The organism is Aquamicrobium sp. NLF2-7 (assembly GCF_022359935.1).
GTDB classification, from domain to species: domain Bacteria; phylum Pseudomonadota; class Alphaproteobacteria; order Rhizobiales; family Rhizobiaceae; genus Mesorhizobium; species Mesorhizobium lusatiense.
This window is the reverse complement of the sequence record NZ_JAKSED010000001.1, coordinates 1,615,001-1,635,157: the sequence shown is the minus strand read 5'-3', so window position 1 is coordinate 1,635,157 and position 20,157 is coordinate 1,615,001. Positions and strand designations below refer to the sequence as shown.

17 protein-coding genes (1 of these 17 running past the window's edge) are annotated in these 20,157 nt (G+C 62.4%); 14 read left to right on the top strand and 3 right to left on the bottom strand.

Going from position 1 to position 20,157, the window contains the following annotated elements; translation table 11 throughout:
• Positions 1 to 311: 311 nt before the first annotated feature.
• Together phaZ and MIC97_RS07970 are read left to right on the top strand one after the other, a co-directional pair.
• Positions 312 to 1,586 (top strand): polyhydroxyalkanoate depolymerase, encoded by a 1,275-nt coding sequence (gene phaZ / locus MIC97_RS07975; RefSeq protein WP_239799573.1) that lies wholly within the window; start codon positions 312 to 314, stop codon positions 1,584 to 1,586.
• A gap of 171 nt (positions 1,587 to 1,757) precedes the next feature.
• Entirely contained in the window at positions 1,758 to 2,342 is a 585-nt protein-coding gene (locus tag MIC97_RS07970; protein WP_239801067.1) for a transglutaminase-like cysteine peptidase, read from the top strand.
• 58 nt (positions 2,343 to 2,400) lie between these two features.
• Here MIC97_RS07970 and MIC97_RS07965 read toward each other — a convergent pair whose 3' ends face one another.
• Entirely contained in the window at positions 2,401 to 3,273 is an 873-nt protein-coding gene (locus MIC97_RS07965) for a methyltransferase domain-containing protein (RefSeq protein ID WP_239801066.1), read from the bottom strand.
• Between the two features lie 84 nt (positions 3,274 to 3,357).
• Here MIC97_RS07965 and MIC97_RS07960 point away from each other — a divergent pair, with 84 nt between their 5' ends.
• From MIC97_RS07960 to MIC97_RS07940, 5 genes are all read left to right on the top strand, one after another.
• Complete coding sequence (locus MIC97_RS07960) at positions 3,358 to 4,146, top strand: ComF family protein (RefSeq protein ID WP_239801065.1); 789 nt, start codon at positions 3,358 to 3,360, stop codon at positions 4,144 to 4,146.
• A gap of 30 nt (positions 4,147 to 4,176) precedes the next feature.
• Positions 4,177 to 4,440, top strand: a complete 264-nt coding sequence (grxC, locus tag MIC97_RS07955; protein WP_239799572.1) for a glutaredoxin 3 — start codon at positions 4,177 to 4,179, stop codon at positions 4,438 to 4,440.
• Positions 4,441 to 4,458: 18 nt separating this feature from the next.
• Positions 4,459 to 5,319 (top strand): carbon-nitrogen hydrolase family protein, encoded by an 861-nt coding sequence (locus tag MIC97_RS07950; protein WP_239799571.1) that lies wholly within the window; start codon positions 4,459 to 4,461, stop codon positions 5,317 to 5,319.
• Complete coding sequence (locus MIC97_RS07945; RefSeq protein ID WP_239799570.1) at positions 5,316 to 5,741, top strand: DUF1178 family protein; 426 nt, start codon at positions 5,316 to 5,318, stop codon at positions 5,739 to 5,741. Before MIC97_RS07950 ends, MIC97_RS07945 begins: the two co-directional genes overlap by 4 nt.
• Before the next feature lie 100 nt (positions 5,742 to 5,841).
• On the top strand, positions 5,842 to 6,750 hold the full coding sequence (locus tag MIC97_RS07940; RefSeq protein ID WP_239799569.1) for a DMT family transporter: 909 nt from the start codon (positions 5,842 to 5,844) through the stop codon (positions 6,748 to 6,750).
• Between the two features lie 15 nt (positions 6,751 to 6,765).
• Here the strand turns inward: MIC97_RS07940 and ubiG are convergent, their stop codons facing one another.
• Positions 6,766 to 7,518, bottom strand: a complete 753-nt coding sequence (ubiG, locus tag MIC97_RS07935; RefSeq protein ID WP_239799568.1) for a bifunctional 2-polyprenyl-6-hydroxyphenol methylase/3-demethylubiquinol 3-O-methyltransferase UbiG — start codon at positions 7,516 to 7,518, stop codon at positions 6,766 to 6,768.
• Positions 7,519 to 7,717: 199 nt separating this feature from the next.
• Between ubiG and MIC97_RS07930 the strand changes: the two genes are divergently transcribed.
• The 7 genes from MIC97_RS07930 (at position 7,718) to MIC97_RS07900 (ending at position 18,973) form a co-directional block, all read left to right on the top strand.
• A complete protein-coding gene (locus MIC97_RS07930; protein WP_183833185.1) occupies positions 7,718 to 8,971 on the top strand; it encodes an aspartate kinase in 1,254 nt (417 codons plus the stop codon).
• A 75-nt stretch (positions 8,972 to 9,046) separates the two neighbouring features.
• Positions 9,047 to 11,317, top strand: coding sequence for a phosphoenolpyruvate--protein phosphotransferase (ptsP, locus tag MIC97_RS07925; RefSeq protein WP_239799567.1), 2,271 nt, complete (start codon positions 9,047 to 9,049; stop codon positions 11,315 to 11,317).
• Between the two features lie 114 nt (positions 11,318 to 11,431).
• Entirely contained in the window at positions 11,432 to 12,508 is a 1,077-nt protein-coding gene (prfA, locus tag MIC97_RS07920; RefSeq protein WP_239799566.1) for a peptide chain release factor 1, read from the top strand.
• Positions 12,509 to 12,535: 27 nt separating this feature from the next.
• Entirely contained in the window at positions 12,536 to 13,390 is an 855-nt protein-coding gene (prmC, locus tag MIC97_RS07915; RefSeq protein ID WP_239799565.1) for a peptide chain release factor N(5)-glutamine methyltransferase, read from the top strand.
• A gap of 312 nt (positions 13,391 to 13,702) precedes the next feature.
• Complete coding sequence (locus MIC97_RS07910; protein WP_239799564.1) at positions 13,703 to 14,533, top strand: DUF4167 domain-containing protein; 831 nt, start codon at positions 13,703 to 13,705, stop codon at positions 14,531 to 14,533.
• Positions 14,534 to 14,777: 244 nt separating this feature from the next.
• The gene (gene clpB / locus MIC97_RS07905) at positions 14,778 to 17,390 is read left to right on the top strand and encodes an ATP-dependent chaperone ClpB (RefSeq protein WP_239799563.1); all 2,613 of its coding nucleotides are present in this window, start codon (positions 14,778 to 14,780) and stop codon (positions 17,388 to 17,390) included.
• Positions 17,391 to 17,557: 167 nt separating this feature from the next.
• A complete protein-coding gene (locus MIC97_RS07900) occupies positions 17,558 to 18,973 on the top strand; it encodes a L,D-transpeptidase (protein WP_239799562.1) in 1,416 nt (471 codons plus the stop codon).
• Positions 18,974 to 19,061: 88 nt separating this feature from the next.
• On the opposite strand, the gene MIC97_RS07895 is transcribed toward MIC97_RS07900, so the two are convergent.
• Positions 19,062 to 20,157: the 3' portion of a M23 family metallopeptidase gene (locus MIC97_RS07895; RefSeq protein WP_239799561.1), read on the bottom strand. It continues 872 nt past the right edge of the window; only the last 1,096 of its 1,968 coding nucleotides appear in the window; its start codon lies beyond the right edge, outside the window; the stop codon is at positions 19,062 to 19,064.

The following is a 20,157-nucleotide window of genomic DNA, read 5'->3' as shown; positions in this document are numbered from 1 at the left end:
CTGGCGAATGTGGGTTCGCTGCTCCAGATATTTCTTTGTAGCCATATTGCTGCGGTGCCGGACGATTTCGTCCGGTCGCCCCACGCTCCGGCCTTGTTAAAGCCGCTTATAAGCGGCCCCATGCGGCTAGTCCAGAAAGCGAATGGTTGGGAAGGTGTTAGCCGGCGGGTGAAATTACGCTGTGCGCACAGGAATTTGGCACTTTGTTGCATGGAATATTGCATAGCAGCAATATGTTGTTAATTTCACGGTCCGACAGTGAAGGTCCGGCGTCGCCGTCCTCATAGGTCGTCAGGTGGCAAGGACTTTTGATGTTCTATCAGCTTTACGAACTGAATCATGCCGCATTGCAGCCGGCCCGCGCTTTTGCGGATGCCATGCACGCGCTCTATTCCAACCCGCTCAACCCGTTTTCGGGAACCGTGTGGGGGCGATCGGTGACCGCGACGGCAGAGCTTTTCGAGCGTAGCACCCGCCACTATGGCAAGCCGGAGTTCGGGCTTCATACAACAAAGGTCGACTGGGCCACCGTCGACGTTGCGGAAAGGGTCGTCTGGTCGCGTCCCTTTTGCCGCCTGCTGAATTTTCATCGGGATCTGCCGGCTGGCCGGCGCCCGGATCCAAAGCTTCTGATTGTTGCGCCGATGTCCGGCCATTTTGCGACGCTTCTGCGCGGCACCGTGGAAACCATGCTTCCGCATGCGGACGTCTACATCACCGACTGGACCGACGCGCGCATGGTGCCTGCTGCGGACGGCCGTTTCGATTTCGACGATTACGTGGACTACGTGATCGACATGCTGCACACTCTGGGCCCCGACACGCATGTGATGGCGGTCTGCCAGCCTTCCGTGCCCGTTCTGGTGGCCGCTGCGGTGATGGAGCAGCGCGGCGACCCGCTTGCCCCGGCCTCGATGACGCTGATGGGCGGACCGATCGACACGCGCCGCAGCCCGACCGCCGTGAATGTGCTGGCCGAGGAAAAAGGGCTGGAATGGTTTCGCGACAACGCCATTATGGAAGTGCCGTGGCCGGCGCCGGGCTTCGGCCGCAAGGTCTATCCGGGCTTCCTGCAGCTGTCGGGCTTCATGAGCATGAACCTCGACCGCCACATGATCGCGCACAAGGACTTCTTCATGCATCTCGTCAAGGATGACGGGGACAGCGCAGAGAAGCACCGGGAGTTCTATGATGAATATCTGGCTGTGATGGACCTGACGGCAGAATTCTATCTGCAGACGGTCGACAGCGTCTTCATCAGCCATTCCCTGCCGAAGGGCGAAATACGGCATCGCGGCAAGCTTGTCGATCCGGGCGCCATCCGCAATGTCGCGCTGTTCACGGTTGAAGGCGAGAACGACGACATATCGGGGCTCGGCCAGACGCAGGCCGCGCACGACCTTTGCGTGAACCTGCCGGATTCCAAACGGGCCCACTACATGCAGCCGCGCGTCGGTCACTATGGCGTGTTCAACGGTTCACGTTTCCGTGCCGAGATTGCCCCGCGTATCATGGATTTCATCGCCAGCAACAGACAGGATGCCGCGGCCGCAAAGCCGCGTCTGGTGCGCTCCAGACCTTCCTGACGCCGAGGCAGCGGCGACTGTTGCACATTCGCCGCTCTCCTTAACCATGTTTCAAGGCTCACCTTCAGGTCAATTGACACGAAGTGTAAATCGCCGTTAACGTTTTGTTAACGAACAGAGGCGAGCGGGCCGATGACTTCTTTTTCCTCAGGGCTGCGCTTGCGCGCCATCATGACAGGCATGACCGGACTGGCAGCCGTGCTGGCTCTTGGTGTGCCGGCTGTGATGGCCGGCTCCATGGTGACGAGCGGCATCACCTCGCAGCCAATCGGCCATTACGACTTCTGCCAGATCAACAAGGCTGAATGCTCCATCCGCACGGTCGATCGCGGCCCGGTAAAGATGACGGAGCAGCTGTGGGACATGCTGGTGAAGGTTTCAGCCGGCGTCAACGCGGCCATTACGCCGATGAGCGATATGGAAATTTACGGCAAGGAAGAAGTCTGGGCCTATCCCGACAATGGCGTTGGCGATTGCGAGGACTATGTGCTGGAAAAGCGCCGCCAGCTGAACAAGATGGGCGTTCCGCTTTCCGACCTGCTCATCACCGTGGTCCGCAAGCCAGATGGTGAAGGCCATGCCGTGCTGACGGTGCGCACCAGCAAGGGCGATTTCATTCTCGACAACCTGCGTGACGACGTGCGTTCGTGGGAAGACACAGGCTATCGGTACCTGAAGCGTCAGGCCTCGAACCATACCGGACGCTGGGTCTCGATCCGCGACGACCAGCAGGTTCTGGTCGGCTCGGTCCGTTAAGGTCTGCTTCGCGAACCCTGCGATGCTCCCTGCCGGAAATTGGCCGGAAGCCGGGGTCTCATTGCTTGGTGGAGTTCTGAAGGGCTTCAGCCAGCGACATCTTCGCGCTGCCGGGCTTCAGCGGCTTTTGCTGGGAAGCATCGGGCGCCCAGCCTGACAGCCACACGACGGGAAAGCTTGCCCTGATGCGACCGTCCGGATCGGAGAAGCGCTCGGCGTAGATTTCGGCCGCACGGGCGAACAGGGCGCGCGTGGCGGGGCGGCGTGACCGATCGGCCAGCACATTGGTTTCGCCCATGGCGCGCAGGTCCGCCATCAGCGCGAACATATGATCGTAGCGCACCGTCATGGTCTCGATGTCGGCGACCGGCAACGCGAATCCGGCGCGCTGCAACAAGGCGCCTGCGTCGCGCACATCCACGAAGGGGCTGATGCGCGGGCTGATGCCGCCATGAAGCTCTGTTTCTGCCGCAAGAAGGCTTTCGCGCAACTCGGCCAGCGTGCCTGCACCAGCCATGGCGCCGAGAAACAGGCCGTCCGGCTTCAGCGCGCGCCTGATCTGCACCAGCATGCCGGGAATGTCGTTCATCGTCTGCAAGGACATGAGCGAGATGGCGAGGTCGATGCTTTCCGGTTCGAGCGGCACGGTCTCAAAAGGAGCGAGTACCGTATCCGCACTGCCGGCGAAACAGGTATCGCACTCCACCCGCACGACGCTTTGCGCCTTGCCGCTGTCGGAGATCGCCGCCATTGCCGAAGGCGTCTGGCAAAAAAGTGCTGCCGCCCGCCCGAACCGGCGGTCGACCGCCGAAAGCCGCTCGGCCAGATCGTCGGCGGCATGGCGCATGAGAAAGTCCGCGCCGGGCACATCGAGACGCTGAGCCCGACGCTTGTGGACCAGCCAGAGAGGGGTGTCGAAGAGGGTCTGCACCACGTATTGCGCTTCCGGATTTTCTGCTTAATTTGCCATCTGGGCTTACCAGCTGGCAATCAGGTGGCCGATTGGAGGGGGGAGATCAAGGGGCTTGGCCGAACCATTTTGGACTGGCCGGCGCGGATATTGTTTCCCCCGGTGTGTGCCGGCTGTCGCCGTCAGGTCAGCCAGCCCGGCGTTTTGTGCGGTTCCTGCTGGCCGAGCCTGACCTTTCTGGAGCGACCGTGGTGCCCTGTCATGGGCACGCCGTTTCCGCATGAAATGGGCGAGGGATTTCTGTCGGGCGAGGCGCTGGCCGATCCGCCGCCCTTTGAGCGCGCCCGCGCGGCCGTGATCTATAGCGGAGTGGCCTGCGACATGGTGCGGGGCCTCAAATATCACGATCGCACCGATCTTGCGCCATGGATGGCCGGATGGATGCTGAGAGCCGGCAGCGAACTTCTGGCCGAGGCAGACCTGATCGTGCCGGTTCCGCTTTACTGGCGTCGCTTCTTTCGTCGCAAGTTCAATCAGTCGGCTGAGCTTGCCCGCGCACTGTCGGCGCGTTCGGGCATAAGGTTCGAGCCTTCTGTGGTGAAGCGCGTGCGCCAAACCCGGCCGCAGGTCGGGCTGGAGCGGCGCGAGCGCGAGGACAATCTGCGCGGCGCGTTCCGGGTGCCGCCGGAAGGGATGCTTGCCATAGCCGGGCGGAGGGTGCTGCTGATCGACGATGTCTACACGACCGGCGCCACCGTGCGGGCCGTGACCCTTGCCCTGAAAAAGGGTGGGGCGGGGGCAGTGGACGTGCTCACCTTCGCGCGTGTGCTGCCGGGTGCCGGGACCGATGCCGGCCGGGGGGACTTCCAGCCCGCAACGACAGAGCCTATATGAATTCTGTGAAACAGGCAGGATTGTTGACCAATGGTCGATGTAACCATCTACACGCGCGCAATGTGCGGATATTGTTCGGCGGCAAAACGGCTTCTCGACCGCAAGGGCGTGGCCTACAAGGAGCTTGATGCTTCGTTTTCGCCGGAGCTGCGCCAGGAGATGATCTCCCGCGCCAACGGTCGCTCGACCTTCCCGCAGATTTTTATCGGCTCGCAGCATGTCGGCGGTTGTGACGACCTGCATGCACTGGAAGAAACCGGCAGGCTCGACGCCCTGCTGGCACAGGACGCCTGACATCGGAGGATAAAGCAGATGGGAGTGTTCAGGGCAGCAGCGGTCCAGATGCGTTCGGGCATGGAGCCTGAGCGCAACGCACGGGACATGGAGGCCTTGGTGCGCGAGGCCGCAGGGCTTGGCGCAACCTATGTGCAGACGCCTGAAATGACCGGCGCCATGGTGCGTGAAAAGGAGGCGCGCGAAAAACTCTTCGTGCCCGAGGATCGCGACATCATCGTCGCTACCGCCCGCCGTCTTGCGGAGGAACTGGGCCTGTTCCTGCATATCGGCTCGACGGCGATCCTGCGTGAGGACGGCAAGGTCGCCAACCGGGCGCTGCTGTTTTCTCCCACCGGCGAGACGCTCGCCACCTATGACAAGATCCACATGTTCGATGTCGATCTCGATCATGGCGAAAGCTGGCGTGAATCCGCGGCCTACGAGCCCGGAACCCGCGCCGTCACCGCCCGGATCAACGATGCGACGCTGGGCTTTGCCATCTGCTACGATCTGCGTTTCCCGCAGCTTTTCCGTGCCGAAGCTTTGGCCGGCGCACAGGTGCTGACCGTGCCGGCGGCGTTCACCCGGCAGACCGGCGAGGCGCACTGGCACGTTCTGCTGCGCGCGCGGGCGATCGAGAACGGGGCTTTCGTCGTTGCCGCCGCACAGGGCGGCCAGCATGAGGACGGGCGCGAGACGTTCGGCCATTCGCTCATCGTCGATCCGTGGGGACGTGTGCTGGCCGAGGCCGATCACGACCGGCCGGGCGTCGTCGTGGCCGAAATCGACCCCGCACAATCGGCTGCTGCGCGCGGCAAGATACCGAACCTGAAGAATGCACGGGAATTCACGGTGGCGGACGGCGCCAGCCGGACAGTCGAAAGGGCAGAGGCTTGATCCGCTTTTCCCTCGTTTGCGAGCATGACCACGAATTCGAAGCCTGGTTCCGCAGCAGCGAAGACTTCGAAACCCAGAACAAGCGCGGCTTCGTCGATTGCCCGGCCTGCGGCTCTTCGAAGGTGGAAAAGGCGCTGATGGCGCCCGCGGTCTCCACGTCGAAGAAGAAGGAAAAGATGGCGCTGGCCATGGGTGAGGCACAGCGCCGGGCGCTGGAGGAGATCAAGGCGCTGGCGACGAAAGTGCGGGAGAATGCCGACTATGTCGGCGACAAATTCGCCGAGGAAGCCCGCAAGATCCATTTCGGCGAAGCGGATGCGCGCGGCATCTATGGCGAGGCGACGCTGGAAGAGGCGAAGGGCCTTGCAGACGACGGCATCGAGTTCATGCCGATCCCGGTTTTCCCTGACGACAGGAACTGACCGGATCCTGCGTCCGGTCGGTCGGCGTCCGCTCTGGCCCAATTGCCCTGATGGGTGCTGACACATTTGCGTGCCGCGCCCAGCAGGCTAGCTTCCCTGCATGAAAGCACTCTGGGACTCGGCCGCCGGCCTTCTTCTGATCACCGGATTTCTGCTCGGCGTCGGGCTTCCGCTCGGCAAGATCGCATCTGCGGCCGGCGTTCATGCCATGGTGTGGTCTTTCGTCATCTCGATGGGAGCGGGCGGCGTGCTGTTGTGCGTTCTGCTGGCGCGCCGCCAGCGCATGAGGCTGACCGGCCACCGGCTGCGCTATTTCCTGATCGCTGCCGCTATCTCCTATGCCCTGCCCAATCTGCTCGTCTTTTCGGTGATACCGAAGCTTGGAGCCGGCTATACCGGCATCATGTACACGCTGTCGCCCGTGGTGACGCTGGCGCTTTCGCTGCTGCTCGGCATGCAGCGCCCAAATGCGCTGGGCATGGCCGGAATCGCGATCGGCTTCGCCGGCGCGGCGCTGGTCGCGCTGACGCGGGGCGAAGCCTCACAGCCGGCCGACCCGGTCTGGGTGACGATCGGCCTTCTGCTTCCGGTGTTGCTGGCAGTCGGAAACATATACCGCACCATCGACTGGCCGGCGGATACGGGGCCGACGGAACTTGCCGTCGGCAGCCATCTGGCTTCAGCAGGGATGCTGCTGGCAGCCATCGTTCTCATCCCGGGCCTGTCCGCGTTCGCGCCGCTTGCCGAAGTGCCGTGGGTGACTTTCGCTCAGGTCGTGGCTGCTGCTGCCATGTTCGCCTTCTATTTCCGGCTGCAGGCGGTAGGCGGGCCGGTCTATCTCAGCCAGATCGGCTATGTCGCGGCGGCCGTGGCGCTGCTTGCCGGCACCATCTTTCTGGGCGAGCACTATCGCTGGGAAACGTGGCTGGGTGCGCTGATGGTGATGATCGGCGTCGCCATCACCACGAAAGCACAGAAAACCGCAGCACGGCGGCAGGCCGCGGGCTGATTCGGCTCTCTTGCCTCAGGCCGGCTTCGTCCGCTCCGCCAGAACCATGTAATTGACGTCCATGTCCTTCGAGCGCTGCCAGCGATCAGCCAGCGGATGATAGACGACGCCGGTGCGGTCGATGACGCTCAGGCCCGCATTGGCGAGTGCGCTTTCCAGCTCGTCCGGACGGACCAGCTTGCCGAACTGGTGCGTGCCGCGCGGCAGCCAGCGCAGGACATATTCGGCGCCGACGATGGCCAGCCCCAGCGCCTTCAGCGTGCGGTTGATGGTGGCCACGAACATGATGCCGTCCGGCTTGACCATATCTGCGCACTTGCTGATGAACAGGCCGATGTCGGAGACGTGCTCGACGACTTCCATGTTCAGCACGACGTCGAATTTTTCGCCCGCATCGGCCAGATCCTCGGCCGTGGTGGCGCGGTAATCGATGTCGACGCCTGATTCGGCGGCATGGAGTTTTGCCACCTCGATGTTGGTGGCGGATGCATCTGCGCCGACGACCTCAGCGCCGAGACGGGCCATGGGCTCGCATAGCAGGCCGCCGCCACAGCCGATGTCGAGAATGCGAAGGCCTTCGAACGGACGCGCCGCATGGGTGTCCCGGCCAAACCGCTCCGCGATCTGGTCGCGGATATAGGACAGGCGCACCGGATTGAACTTGTGCAGCGGGCGGAACTTGCCGTTCGGGTTCCACCATTCGGCGGAAAGTGCCGAAAAACGTTCAACTTCTCCGGAATCGATGGTCGATCGTCGGGTGTCGGACATGTTCTTGCTCTCCGTGGTTCGTACGAAGTCGGGTTTGGGACGCGGAAAGTCAAGGCGACATTTATACCAGACTGCGGCAATCCCTTGCGCGAAAAGTCTCTATTGGCTAAGGAGGCGGCGCATCGGCGCGAGGCTGGTTTGTCCCGTGCCAGACCGATCATCCGGGGATATCCCCGTCATTCAAAGGCATTCCGCTCCCATGGCGCGTATCGTGATGAAATTCGGCGGGACTTCGGTCGCCGACATCGCCCGCATCCGCAATGTGGCGCGGCATGTGAAACGTGAAGTCGATTGCGGCCATGAGGTGGCGGTGGTCGTTTCGGCGATGGCCGGCAAGACCAACGAGCTGGTGGCGTGGACCCGCGAAGCATCGCCCATGCACGATGCACGCGAATACGATGCCGTCGTCGCTTCGGGCGAGCAGGTCACGGCCGGCCTTCTGGCGCTCGCGCTCCAGAATATCGGCGTCAATGCCCGTTCCTGGCTTGGCTGGCAGATCCCGATCCGTACCGACAATTCGCACGGCGCCGCTCGTATCAAGGAGATCGACGGCTCGTTCCTGATCAAGCGCTTCGGCGAGGGACAGGTGGCCGTCATAGCCGGTTTCCAGGGGCTGGCCCCCGACAACCGCATCTCGACGCTCGGCCGTGGCGGTTCCGACACCAGCGCCGTGGCCATCGCGGCGGCCGTCAAGGCCGATCGCTGTGATATTTATACCGACGTGGACGGTGTCTACACGACTGACCCGCGCATGGAGCCGAAGGCGCGCCGCCTCGATCGCATTTCCTTCGAGGAAATGCTGGAGATGGCCTCGCTCGGCTCCAAGGTGCTGCAGGTTCGTTCGGTGGAGCTGGCCATGGTGCACAAGGTGCGCACCTTCGTGCGCTCGTCCTTCGTGGAGCCGGATGCTCCCGGCATGGACGACTTTCTCAATCCGCCTGGAACGCTCATTTGCGACGAGGATGAAATCGTGGAACAGCAGGTCGTCACCGGTATTGCCTACGCCAAGGACGAAGCGCAGATATCGCTGCGTCGTGTCGCCGACCGCCCGGGCGTTTCCGCCGCCATTTTCGGGCCGCTGGCAGAGGCCGGCATCAATGTCGACATGATCGTCCAGAACATTTCCGAGGACGGCAAGTTCACGGACATCACCTTCACGGTTCCTTCCGGAGACGTCGACAAGGCGCTCGCCGTCCTGGACAAGGCACGTGAGACGGTCGGATATGATGCCATCCAGCATGACAAGGGCCTCTCGAAGGTGTCGGTCATCGGCATCGGCATGCGCAGCCATGCGGGCGTCGCAGCCACCGCCTTCGAGGCGATGGCGGAAAAGGGTATCAATATCCGCGCCATCACCACTTCGGAGATCAAGATTTCCATTCTGATCGACGGACCTTATACGGAGCTTGCAGTGCGCACACTCCATTCCGTATATGGTCTTGACAGGCAGTAAGGGTCGCGGGCCCGGCCGCGGGCCATTTCCGGCGCGCAGGTCCGGATAGAGCGGCCATTGGAGAAAGACGCCGCAATGCGCGAAACGGCGGTCGGCCCACGCGTTCTACTGAAACGGCTGCGCGAGCTCATGCAGGAGCCGCTGGAGCCGCAGGATCGACTCGACCGGATTGTGCGCGATATTGCCGCCAACATGGTGGCGGAAGTCTGCTCTCTCTATGTGCTGCGCGCCGATTCGGTTCTTGAACTCTACGCTACCGAAGGCCTCAACCCCGGCGCCGTTCACCTCGTACAACTGCGCCTTGGTCAGGGTCTGGTCGGCACGATTGCCGCCAGTGCCCGGCCGCTCAACCTGTCCAATGCGCAGGAACACCCCGCATTCGCCTATTTGCCCGAGACCGGCGAGGAGATTTACAGCTCCTTCCTCGGTGTGCCGCTTCTGAGGGCAGGGCGCACGCTGGGCGTTCTGGTCGTCCAGAACAAGACCATGCGCACCTATCGCGACGACGAGGTCGAGGCGCTGGAAACCACCGCCATGGTGATCGCCGAGATGATCGCCACGGGGGACCTTGCCCGGCTGTCGCGTCCCGGCCTCGAGCTCGATCTCAAGCGTCCGGTTTCGTTCGGCGGCGTGTCCTTCAATGACGGCATGGGGCTTGGCCATGTCGTGCTGCACGAGCCGCGCGTCGTCGTCACCAATCTGTTCAACGAGGACAGCGACGAGGAAATCCGGCGGCTGGAAACGGCGCTGGGCTCGCTCAGGCTGTCCATCGACGACATGCTGGAACGGCGCGACGTGGCCTTCGAGGGCGAACACCGCGAGGTTCTGGAAGCTTACCGCATGTTCGCCAACGATCGCGGCTGGGTGCGCAGGCTGGAAGAAGCGATCCGCAACGGGCTGACCGCCGAGGCTGCGGTCGAGAAGGTCCAGAGCGACATGCGCGCACGCATGATCCACATGACCGATCCCTATCTGCGCGAGCGGATGAGCGATTTCGACGATCTCGCCAACCGTTTGCTGCGCCAGCTGATGGGAGCCGGCCCGGAGGACATCGCGGCGGCCTTGCCCAAGGATGCGATCATCGTGGCGCGCTCCATGGGGGCGGCGGAACTGCTCGATTATCCGCGCGAGAAGCTGCGCGGACTGGTGCTGGAAGACGGCGCCGCCACAAGCCATGTGGTGATCGTGGCGCGCGCGACCGGCATTCCGGTGGTCGGGCAGGTCAAGGGCGCCGTGTCGATGGCCGAGAACGGCGACGCCATCATCGTCGACGGTGAGGAAGGCTCGGTTCATCTGCGCCCGCAGTCGGACCTCGAATCGGCTTATGCGGAAAAGGTAAGGTTCCGCGCGCGGCGGCAGGAGCTCTATCGCGAACTGCGCAACAAGCCTTCCGTGACCAAGGACGGCGTCCAGATCGATCTTCTGATGAATGCGGGCCTCATGGTCGACCTGCCGCAACTGGCGGAATCGGGCGCGGCGGGCATCGGCCTGTTCCGCACCGAGCTGCAGTTCATGGTGGCCTCCACCTTCCCGCGCGCCGAGAGCCAGGAACAGCTTTACCGGGATGTGCTGGATGCCGCGCGCGGCAAGCCCGTCACCTTCCGCACCATCGACATCGGCGGCGACAAGGTGCTGCCCTACTTCAAGAACAACACGCCGGAGGAGAACCCGGCGCTCGGCTGGCGCGCCATCCGCCTCACCCTCGACCGGCCGGGCCTGCTGCGTACCCAGATCCGCGCTTTGCTCAAGGCTGCCGGCGGGCGCGAGCTGAAGCTGATGCTGCCGATGGTGACGGAGCTTGGCGAGATCGCGCAGGCGCGCGAGATCATCGACCGCGAGGTGCGCCATCTGTCGCGCTTCGCGCATCTGTTGCCCAACAGCCTCAAGCTCGGCGCCATGATCGAGGTCCCCTCGCTGCTGTTCCAGCTCGATGAGCTGATGAAGGCGGTGGATTTCGTCTCGGTCGGTTCCAATGATTTGTTCCAGTTCGTCATGGCCGTGGATCGCGGCAACACGCTGGTGGCCGATCGCTTCGACCCGCTTTCGGTGCCGTTCCTGAGGGTTCTGAAGACCATCGCGGATGCAGGCCGGCGCAATCACACGCCGGTGACGCTGTGCGGAGAACTGGCCGGCAAGCCGATCTCGGCCATGGTCCTGATCGGCCTCGGCTTCCGCTCCATTTCCATGTCGCCGGCGTCGATCGGCCCGGTCAAGGCGATGCTGACGGAGCTGCCGGTGGCGGAGCTGGAGGCGTTTTTCGCCGACAATCTGTCGGCCACCGCGAACGATATTCCGATGCGGGCGCTGTTACACGCCTTTGCCGACGACCATTCTATCCCCCTTTAGTTCATTCCGGCGTTTTGAAGAAAGTTGGAGTGAACAGGGTCTTTTCATCCGCATCTGTGCCAAGCTGGCTTTACGGTCCGTTTGCTGGATGCCCAGCCCGGCAACGGTAGCAGCATGAGCAGTCTTCCCCGCGATCGCATGGATCAGGTCGTCAAGCGTTTCGAAATGCTCGAAGCGCAGATGGCGGCTGGCCCGGAGCCGGAAGCCTATGTGAAGATGGCTTCGGAATATTCCGAGTTGCAGGATCTTGCGGGCAAGGTCCGCGTTTTGCGGGAAGCGGAGCGCGAGCAGGCGGATCTCACCGCCATGCTGGCCGACAAGTCGACCGATGCGGAGATGCGCGAACTGGCTGAAGCCGAATTGCCTGATGTCGAAGATCGCATCGAGGCGCTGGAGCATGACATTCAGATTCTGCTTCTGCCCCGCGATGCGGCAGACGAGAAGAATGCCATCCTTGAAATCCGCGCCGGCACCGGTGGCGATGAGGCGGCTCTGTTCGCGGGCGATCTGTTTCGCATGTATGAGCGCTATGCGGCCGGGCGCGGCTGGCGCTTCGAGGTCATTTCGGCCAGCGAAGGCGATGTCGGCGGCTACAAGGAAATCATCGCGACAGTCTCCGGCAAGGGCGTGTTCGCGCATCTGAAGTTCGAATCGGGCGTGCATCGCGTCCAGCGCGTGCCCGAAACCGAGGCGCAGGGGCGCATCCACACCTCCGCCGCGACGGTCGCCGTGCTTCCGGAGGCGGAGGAGGTCGATATCGACATTCGCGCCGAGGACATCCGCATCGACACCATGCGCGCCTCTGGCGCCGGCGGCCAGCACGTCAACACCACCGACTCGGCCGTGCGCATCACCCACCTTCCCACAGGCATCATGGTGGTGTCGGCTGAAAAATCGCAGCATCAGAACCGGGCGCGGGCCATGCAGATCCTGCGTGCGCGCCTGTTCGACATGGAGCGCACCCGTGCAGCGGAAGAGCGCTCCGAATCGCGCAAGTCGCAGGTTGGCTCCGGCGACCGCTCCGAGCGCATCCGCACCTACAATTTCCCGCAGGGGCGGGTGACCGACCACCGCATCAATCTCACTCTCTACAAGCTGGATCGGGTGATGATGGGCGAGATGGACGAAATCATCGATGCCCTCATTTCCGACCATCAGTCGAAGCTGCTGGCCGATATGACGGAGAGCTGAGATTTTGCGCCGTCGCCGGAGGCTTCCGTGACCCTTGCAGAGCTGTTGCGTCTTGCCCGGCAGAGGCTTGAAGCTTCGGGAATTGAAGATGCCGCGCTGGATGCGCGCCTTCTGGTGGAGCATTTCACCGGCACCAGCCGCAGCGACGCCATTGCGCGGCCGGACATGGTCACAGAGGCACGAGCGGTGGCAGCGGTCGAGGCTGCACTTGAACGCCGATGCGCCGGCGAGCCCGTCCACAGGATCCTTGGCTTTCGGGAGTTCTACGGCCTTGAGCTGTCGCTGTCGGCGCAGACGCTGGAGCCGCGGCCGGACACCGAGATCCTTATCGACACAATCCTGCCTTTCATCCGTGACGTCGCTGCGCGGGAAGGGGCGTGCAGGGTGCTGGATCTTGGCACGGGAACCGGCGCCATTGCGCTTGCCCTGCTCGCCAATGTGCCGGAGGCCTCGGCAATCGGCGTCGATGTTTCGCCGGATGCTCTGGCAACCGCAGCGCGCAACGCCATCGGTCTCGGCCTTGCAGACAGGTTCACGGCCCTGCGCAGCGACTGGTTCTCACAAATAAACGGCCGTTTCCATGTAATTGCCTCAAACCCTCCCTATATTCGTTCCGAAGAAATTGCCGGCCTGCAAGCTGAAGTCCGGTTATTTGATCCGGTGCGCGCTCTGGATGGTGGAGAGGATGGGCTGCAACCCTACCGCGTCATCGCCGCGCAGGCAGCCGCCCATCTCGAACAAGATGGTGCCGTGGTCGTGGAAATCGGCAATACGCAGCGTCTGGAGGTCATCTCCATTTTTGAAAATGAAGGTTTTCGACTGCTGGAAGCCAGACGCGATCTGGGCGGAAATGACCGGGTTCTTCTGTTCGCAGTTGCGTAAAGAGCTTGTACCCGCGGCGAAATAACGCTTGGCAAGGTCTGCAAATATAGATAGGGTCACCTCAACCGGATGAGTTGAAGCAGGCAGATCTTCCAGAGATTCGGTTCCCTTGGACATAGCTGCCTTATGCGCAAATGGCGCTGAATGCTTCGCGGGGAATCATCCGGTAAGTGTTATGTGACCGGGACAAGGTGGCACGTGGCGCCAGCGCAATTGATGCGGGCGAGCACCGGCGGGATGACAAATCGGCAGGCCCCTTGAGCCTTGCCGCCGCGATAGGTTTTTCTTGATTTTCCAACTGAAGAGACTCGGATGAGGCCACAACAGCAGAACAGGCGTATGCGCGGTCGTAACAATGGCGGCAATAATAACAATAATAACAATAACAACCGCAAAGGGCCGAACCCTTTAAGCCGTAATTACGAGAGCAATGGTCCGGACGTCAAAATTCGTGGCTCCGCTCAGCAGATCGCCGAAAAATACACGACGCTCGCTCGCGATGCGATGAGCTCCGGTGACCGCGTGATGGCTGAAAACTATCTGCAGCACGCCGAGCACTACAATCGAATCATTGCAGCCGCACAGGCGCAGATGCCGATCCAGCATGTACAGCCCGTACGTGACGACTTCGACGATGAAGACGATCGCGATGACGCAGAAGTTGCTGCCAGCACCGGCAATGAAGCGCATCAGAACCAGCCTCAGGCCGGGAATGGCTCGGGTCCGCAGCCGGTGATCGAAGGCGTTCCGGCCGAAGTTGCGCTGAACGCGGAAGAAGTTGCTGAGAATCGCGTTAACCGCGAAGGCGGTCGGGGCCGCGAGAGAGCCGGCGGCCAGCGCGGCGAACGCCGCACTCGCGAACCGCGCCAGAAGGACAGTGAGGCTGCTGCTGCACCGGCCGTGGCTGAGGCGGAAGAAGCCGCTTCGCCTGCTGTCGTAGCTGATGATGCCGCACTGGCACCTCAACCCGATCTCGGCCCGGCCGCTCTGGCCGCCGAGGCCGGGAAGAAGGAAGCAAAGCCGGAGGCGGAAGCGCCTGCCAAGCCGCGCCGTCCGCGCAAGCCGCGCGCCACTGCGGCCAGCAAGGAAGCGGCCGAGGGAGCGCAGGCTGAAGAGCCTGCCGTGGCCGCTTCGGAAAGCTGATCCGGAAAACTCTTTTTTGAAGCTATGAAAAGCGGTGGAGAGAAATCTCCGCCGCTTTTTGTCGCCAATAGAGTGTGCGGCGAAGAAGCCCGGAAAATTCCTTCTGTTATGTCCACAGGCTCCTTGAGAGCATTGGTTGTGCGCCCCATATCTGTGAAGAATTGAACCTGGCTCCATGGGGCGGGTTCGTCACCGCAATCTGCTCCGGTGCCGTGCAGCGGGCCGGACAGCCAAGGAGACAGGCATGAATCTTGATAAATATTCCGAGCGCGTGCGCGGCTTCATTCAGTCGGCACAGCAATATGCACTGAACCGAAACAACCAGCAGTTCACGCCCGAGCACATCCTCAAGGCTCTTATCGATGACGATGAAGGTTTCGCGGCCTCGCTGATCGATCGCGCCGGCGGTCGTGCGAAGGATGTGGAACTCGGCGTTGACGCAGCACTTGAGGCGCAGCCGCGCGTCGAGGGCGGCAATGGCCAGCTTTATCTGGCGCAGCCGCTGGCCAAGGTATTTTCCACCGCCGAGGATCTGGCGAAGAAGGCCGGCGATAGCTTCGTCACGGTGGAGCGTCTGTTGCAGGCGCTGGCGATGGAGAAGTCGGCGGCAACCTCCGACATTCTCGCCAAGGCAGGCGTGACACCACAAGCGCTCAATCAGGTCATCAATGACATCCGCAAGGGGCGCACTGCCGATTCGGCTTCGGCAGAGCAGGGCTATGATGCGCTGAAGAAATATGCGCGCGACCTGACGGCTGATGCGCGCGCGGGCAAGCTCGATCCGGTCATCGGCCGGGATGACGAGATTCGCCGCACCATTCAGGTGCTTTCGCGGCGCACCAAGAACAATCCGGTGCTGATCGGCGAGCCGGGCGTCGGCAAAACGGCGATCGCCGAAGGGCTGGCGCTGCGCATCGTCAATGGCGACGTGCCCGAATCGCTGAAGGACAAGCAGTTGATGGCGCTCGATATGGGCGCACTGATTGCCGGCGCGAAGTATCGCGGCGAGTTCGAGGAGCGGCTGAAAGCCGTGCTGAACGAGGTCACTGCCGCGGCCGGCGGCATCATCCTGTTCATCGACGAGATGCACACGCTGGTCGGCGCCGGCAAGGCGGATGGGGCGATGGACGCTTCCAACCTGCTGAAGCCGGCACTTGCGCGTGGCGAACTGCACTGCGTTGGCGCAACCACGCTCGACGAATACCGCAAGCACGTGGAAAAGGATCCGGCGCTCGCGCGGCGTTTCCAGCCCGTATTCGTGGATGAGCCGACGGTCGAGGACACGGTGTCGATCCTGCGTGGCCTGAAGGAGAAGTACGAGCAGCACCATAAGGTGCGTATTTCCGACTCGGCGCTGGTGTCGGCTGCGACCCTGTCCAACCGCTACATCGCCGACCGCTTCCTGCCCGACAAAGCCATCGACCTTGTCGACGAGGCGGCATCGCGCCTGCGCATGCAGGTCGATTCCAAGCCTGAGGCGCTGGACGAGATCGACCGTCGCATCATGCAGCTCAAGATCGAGCGCGAGGCGCTGAAGGTCGAGAAGGATGAAGCTTCCAAGGATCGCCTGGTGCGGCTGGAGAAGGAGCTTTCCGATCTGGAAGAGGAATCTTCGGGACTGACCGCCAAGTGGCAGGCTGAAAAGCAGAAGCTTGGTCTGGCTGCCGATCTGAAGAAGGAACTGGACGCAGCGCGCAACGAACTTGCCATTGCCCAGCGCAAGGGTGAATTCCAGCGCGCCGGCGAGCTTGCCTATGGCCGGATCCCGGAACTGGAAAAGAAGCTGGCCGAGGCTGAAGCCCATGACGGCATGCCGGGCGGCATGGTCGAAGAGGTCGTCACGCCCGATCACGTGGCACATATCGTATCTCGCTGGACGGGCATTCCGGTCGACAAGATGCTGGAAGGCGAGCGCGACAAGCTTCTGCGCATGGAAGACGAACTGGCAAGGCGTGTGGTCGGCCAGGGCGAGGCCGTGCAGGCGGTCTCCAAGGCCGTGCGCCGCGCGCGCGCGGGCTTGCAGGATCCGAACCGGCCGATCGGCTCGTTCATGTTCCTCGGCCCCACGGGCGTGGGCAAGACGGAGCTGACCAAGGCTCTGGCTTCGTTCCTGTTCGATGACGAGAACGCCATGGTGCGCATCGACATGTCGGAATTCATGGAGAAGCACTCCGTGTCCCGGCTGATCGGCGCGCCTCCCGGCTATGTCGGCTATGAGGAAGGTGGCGCCCTGACGGAAGCTGTGCGGCGCCGCCCTTATCAGGTCGTGCTGTTCGACGAGATCGAGAAAGCGCATCCGGACGTTTTCAACGTTCTGCTGCAGGTTCTGGATGACGGACGCCTGACCGACGGACAGGGCCGCACGGTCGACTTCCGCAACACGCTGATTGTGATGACTTCCAACCTCGGTGCGGAATATCTGGTCAATCTGACCGACGATCAGGACGTGGATGTGGTGCGCGACGATGTGCTGAATGTCGTCAAGGCTTCGTTCCGGCCGGAATTCCTGAACCGCATCGATGAGGTGATCCTGTTTCACCGCCTGCGCAGGCAGGATATGGGCCAGATCGTCCGCATTCAGCTCAAGCGTCTGGAGAGCCTGCTGGTCGATCGCAAGATCCATCTCGAGCTGGACGACGAGGCGGTCGAATGGCTTGCGCAGAAGGGTTATGACCCTGCCTATGGCGCACGCCCGCTGAAGCGCGTGATGCAGAAGGAGTTGCAGGATCCGCTGGCCGAGAAGATTCTCGGGGGCGAAATCCTGGACGGTTCGACGGTGAAGGTGACCGCCGGCTCCGATCGCCTGAACTTCCGCAGCCGGTCGGGTGCGGGAACCGAGGCCGAACAAGCGGCGTAAGCTCCGCTCCAGCCGTGCTGGCTAAACAGGATGGCCGCAGCAATGCGGCCATCTTCATGCCCGGTTCATCTTGGAAAATTATCTTCAAAGGTCGGGTTGCGGGCAAAATGCCCTGAAAAATGATTCGCCCCTGCGGGCGTATGGAATGCATGGAGAGCTTAGCCTGCATGTCGTCGCATATTCTTCTGTCTGCATCGGTGATCGCCGCCGCATTGTTTTCGTTCGATGCGATGGCCTCCCGGAGCTTTGGTCCTGCCGAAGAGCAGAGGCTGGTGTCCGAACCGGCCGGTTCGCTGATGCTGGCGCAGTCGGGCGATCTTGAAGTGTACTTCGATGGTGCCGGCAACCGCGTTATCGTCGACAGCTATACGGGCGAGGTGATCGCGGTCGAGCCGCCGGATACGCGCCGCGACCGGCGCGCGATGCGCCGGCAGCAAAGGCAGCAGGAACGGTATTACAACGACGACCCCGGCGACATGGAGCGCTTCCTACAGCGCCAGCGTGAAGAAGAGGCCCGGGTCTACGATCCCTATTCCGGCGGCTATTATCAGGAATTCCCTGAACCGCCGGGCGATACCTATCGCGGACCATCAGGCGAGTTCCCGCAGGCGCCGGATTCTTCCCGAATCGAAAGGCGTCAGCTTGAAGAGGCTTCGCTCGAACCCAATCTTCGCGCACCCAACTCGCCATCCAAGCCGGTGACGCCGACGACGCGAGTCGATTCTTCCCTCGCACTTGGCGCGCGTGAGGATATAGCCGCACTGCAAATCCTGCTCGATCGGGCTGGCGCCTCGCCGGGCGTGATCGATGGCCGGTTCGGTTCCAATGTGGAAAAGGCGTTGGGCGTCTATCGGGAAATCACCGGCCAGACGCTGCGTTCCACGGATGCCATCGCCATTACCGAGGCTCTGGCGAACACCGGCGGTGACGCCTTTTCTCATTACGAGATCACCAATCAGGATGTGGCGGGACCCTATATCGCCTCGGTTCCGGTTGATTACAGCCATAAGGCTCAGCTCGAACACATGTCCTACACCTCCGTGGAGGAGGCACTGGCCGAGCGTTTCCATATGGATGAAGCCTACCTGAAGGCGCTCAATCCGGAAGCCAACTTCAATCGTCCCGGCACCATTATCAGGGTTGCGAATTTCGGCAGGCTGGTTTCGACGCCCGTGGCGCGTATCACCGCCGACAAGGCGATGAAGCAGGTGCGTGCCTATGATGAAAGCGGCAAGCTGGTCGCGGCCTATCCCGCAACCATCGGCTCCTCGGCGACGCCTTCACCTTCAGGAATCCATGCCGTGACGCGCATCGCCGTCAATCCGAACTACACCTACAATCCAAAGGTCAATTTCAAGCAGGGCGAGAACGACAAGGTACTGACGATTCCGCCTGGCCCCAACGGGCCGGTCGGTTCGATCTGGATTGCGCTCGACAAGCCCACTTACGGTATCCATGGGACGCCGGAGCCCTCGAAAATCGGCAAAACCGAGAGCCATGGCTGTATCCGCCTGACCAACTGGGACGCGGCCGAGCTCGCCAAGCTGGTGAAGCCGGGCGTAACGGTGGAATTTATAGACTGATCCCGCGGGGCGGCGTCGGTGACTGAAGGGCGCCCGCCAAAACTCCTTTGCAGCCAGAATTTTTGCGGGAGAGGGGCGGGGTTTTGCGTCAGCCTTCGACCTTGTTGGCGCTCGCGACCTTGAGCCCGTTGCGGTCCTGCCGCTGCAGCAATTCGTCGATCCGCGCGCGCTCGCGCTGGAAGCTGGCCAGTTCATCGCCCTTCAGAACCTTGCCGACAGGCAGGCGCACGCGCATCGGATCGACCTTGGTTCCGTTGACGATCAGCTCATAGTGAAGGTGAGCGCCGGTCGAGAGGCCGGTCGAGCCGACATAGCCGATAACCTGGCCCTGCCGCACCCGCGCACCGGCAACGATGTTCTTCGCAAAACCGCTCTGGTGATTGTAAGAACTGACATAGCCATTGGCATGGCGGATCAGCGTCTGGTTGCCATAACCGCCGGCCCAGCCGGCCTTTTCGACGACGCCATTGCCCGCGGCGATGATCGGCGTGCCGCGCGGGGCAGACCAGTCCACACCGGTGTGCATGCGGGTGTAGCCCAGGATCGGGTGCCTGCGTCCGCCGAAGCCGGACCGGAACTTGCCATTCGGCAATGGATTGCGCAGCAGGAACTGCTGGGCGCTGCTGCCGTTTTCGTCGAAATAGTCGAATGAGCCGTCTTCCATGCGGAAGCGATAGAAATTGCGGGACTGTCCGCCAATGGTTGCGGACACATAAAGAAGCTCGGAATTTTCCGAGGCATCGTCGTCCTCGTCGGGCTGAGAGAAAAGCACTTCCAGTCGGTCCGACGTTGTGGTGCGCGACTGGAAGTCGACATTCGAGGCGAGCAGCCTGATCAGGCGCTGCGTCATTTCCCGGGACATGCCGTAGGAATAGGCGGCCCGGTAAATGCCGTCATATACGGTAGGCAGGTTGCCACGCGCCTGAACCGGCGGGGAATCATCAAAGGCGGTCAGCAATTCGGGATTTGGTTCCGGTTCGCCGGCAGGTACATATTGCCCGTCATCATTGCGGGCTATGGTCACGATGTGGCGCTTCCTGTCGTAAACGCCCGTGCGAACCACGGTGGCAACGTCGCCACGGATCTCCAGCCCGACCCGCAGAACCGTGCCGGATTTGAGGGCGGGCGCATTCAGCAGCTTGGCGATGGAGGCTGCCATCCCCTTTGCATCACTTCCGTCATAG